Origin of the sequence: Mesorhizobium sp. M1A.F.Ca.IN.020.06.1.1, assembly GCF_004023265.1 — a bacterium.
In the GTDB taxonomy this organism is placed as follows: Bacteria; Pseudomonadota; Alphaproteobacteria; order Rhizobiales; family Rhizobiaceae; genus Mesorhizobium.
In genome coordinates this window covers 1-2265 of the sequence record NZ_RZSR01000954.1, presented here as the reverse complement: position 1 = coordinate 2265, position 2265 = coordinate 1, and the positions used below count along the sequence as shown (strand labels likewise).

The 2265-nt window shown below is 62.5% G+C and carries 2 protein-coding genes and 1 pseudogene; all 3 read right to left on the bottom strand.

The genetic code is table 11. The features are described 5' to 3' along the window. Positions 1-296: pseudogene (locus EOA60_RS29495) on the bottom strand (multifunctional 2',3'-cyclic-nucleotide 2'-phosphodiesterase/5'-nucleotidase/3'-nucleotidase); the annotation flags it as partial. Between the two features lie 190 nt (positions 297-486). Then, positions 487-858, bottom strand: coding sequence for a hypothetical protein (locus EOA60_RS29490; RefSeq protein ID WP_067002507.1), 372 nt, complete (start codon positions 856-858; stop codon positions 487-489). 186 nt (positions 859-1044) lie between these two features. After that, a partial coding sequence (locus EOA60_RS29485) for a homospermidine synthase (RefSeq protein WP_128312363.1) occupies positions 1045-2265 on the bottom strand: 1221 nt, incomplete at its 5' end.

The window sequence follows — 2265 nt, the reverse complement described above, 5'->3', positions numbered from 1 at the left end:
ATGTAGAACAGCGATCCCTGGAAGCTGTCGCCGGCATTGAGCAGCAGCACGTTCTGACCTTCGAGCTTCTTGCGCTCCTGCGCGATCGCCGTGACCAGCCGGCCGGCGCCGCCAATGCACTCGCCTTTGGTCTCCTCCTCCGCTGAACAGGTCGACTCGTATTTGTTGTTGCCTTCGATGCGGCTATGCCAATCGTTGAAATGCAGGATGTTCAGCGTGTAGTCGGCAAAAGACGGTCCGGCCGAGAGGCCAAGTGCTGATGCGGAAAGGGCGGCAATGGCGGCAAATTTCTTCATTCTCGTCTCCCGGATGAGCTGACTTGAAGTGCTTAAAGCCCTCGCTTGGCTGGAAGGTAACAGTCAGCTTCGGGTCATGTTCACATCGCGTTTTGGCCGATGCAAGCGGAAATCGGGAGGAGGTTTGCCGGCACAAAAAAGGACGGCGGCTCGCGCCGCCATCCTCAACAAAGTCGATCTCTGCCTGAGCTCAGGCCCGGCGCGTCAGCACGAAATTCTGACCACTGGAGCTGGTGCAGTTGAGCTGGCTGGTAGAGACCATCAGGCAGTTGAAGCTAACCGGCGTCTGGCGGATCAGCGAGGTGCCGTGGATCTCGACCGAGGTCGCGCCGGTCATGGTGTAGCTGCCCTCGGACAGCTTCTGGCCGGTATCAGTCGCGACGGTGGTGAAGCTGCCGGCCGCGAAAGTCGAGAGGCCGGTGCCCTTGGCGTCGATCCAGTTGCCCTCGACGCCCTTGGGCGCCGCTGCGATCGGCTCCGAAGGGCCGGTGGTGGTGCAGGCGGCCGCGGCCAGAAGGCTTGCCGCGGCGCCTGCCGAAAGCAATTTGCGCGCAATGGTCATTTAGAATCCTCTCCTCTCGCGTCGGCCCGAAAACCGATCTCCGATCTTCGGAAAAGCACGATGCGTGCATTCAAAGTGCTAGAGTACTTTGTGCGTCCGAAGGAACGCCCGTTTCTCTAGGCCGCCCGTCTTCAATCGCCCGATTTTCGGGCGATTGCAAGGTGGAGACGCGGGTAGGCTTGGCTGCTATCGCACCAGGATGTTGCGGAACTGCCACGGATCGTCCTTGTCCAGATCCTCGGGGAAAAGCCCCGGGCGATTATCAAGCGGCGTCCAGTCGGTGTAGTAGCCCCTGACTGGCCCGAGATAGGGAAGCTGCACTTCCAGGCAGCGCCGGTAGTCCATCTCGTCGGCCTCCACGATGCCGGCCATCGGATTTTCCAACGCCCAGACCATGCCGGCGAGCACCGCCGAGGTGACCTGCAGGCCGGTGGCGTTCTGGTAAGGCGCCAGCTTGCGCGCCTCGGCCAGCGACAGCTGTGAGCCGTACCAATAGGCGTTCTTGGCATGGCCGTAGAGCAGCACGCCGAGCTCGTCGACGCCGTCGACCAGCTCGTTCTCGTCGAGCACGTGATGCACCGGTTGCGCCTTGCCGGCGGCGCCGAACATCTCGTGCAGCGACAGCACGGCATCGTTGCAGGGGTGATAGGCATAATGGCAGGTCGGGCGATACTGAACCTTGCCCTTCTTGCCGCGCACGGTGAAGAAGTCGGCGATCGAGATCGCCTCGTTGTGGGTCACCAGGAAGCCATATTGCGGGCCGGGCGTCGGGCACCAGGAGCGCACGCGCGTGTTGGCGCCCGCCTGCTCCAGATAGATCGCCGCTTGCGAGCCGTGCTTGTGCTTCTTGCCGTTCTTCGGCGTCCAGGTCTCATGCGTGCCCCAGCCGAGCTCGGCCGGCTGCAGGCCTTCCGAGATGAAGCCCTCGACCGACCAGGTGTTCCAGAATACGTCCATCGGCTTCGGCTTCTTGGTGCGCTGGGTATCGCGCTCGGCGATGTGGATGCCCTTGACTCCGGCCTTCTTCATCAGCTTCGCCCAGCCCTCGCGGTCGTGCTCCGGCGGGACCACAAACTCGAGCCCGAGATCGTTGGCGAGGTTGACCAGTGCCTGCTTGACGAACCAGGAGACCATGCCAGGATTGGCGCCGCAGCAGGAGATCGCCGTAGTGCCGCCGGGAGCCTTCTCCTTCTCCTGGCGCACGCTCTCGCGCAGCGCGTAATTGGTGCGCGAGGCATTGTCGGCCTTGTCGTCGAAATAGAAGCCGAGCCACGGCTCGACCACCGTATCGATATAGAGCACGCCGAGCTTGCGGCAGAGCTTCATCAACTCGAGCGAGGAGGTGTCGACCGACAGGTTGACGCACATGCCCTGACCGCTGCCATTGGTGAGAAGCGGGGTCAGAAG

What these genes read in the sequence shown, in the direction of transcription:
- EOA60_RS29490 (WP_067002507.1), bottom strand. Translation starts at nt 858, where the DNA reads ATGACCATTGCGCGCAAATTGCTTTCGGCAGGCGCCGCGGCAAGCCTT.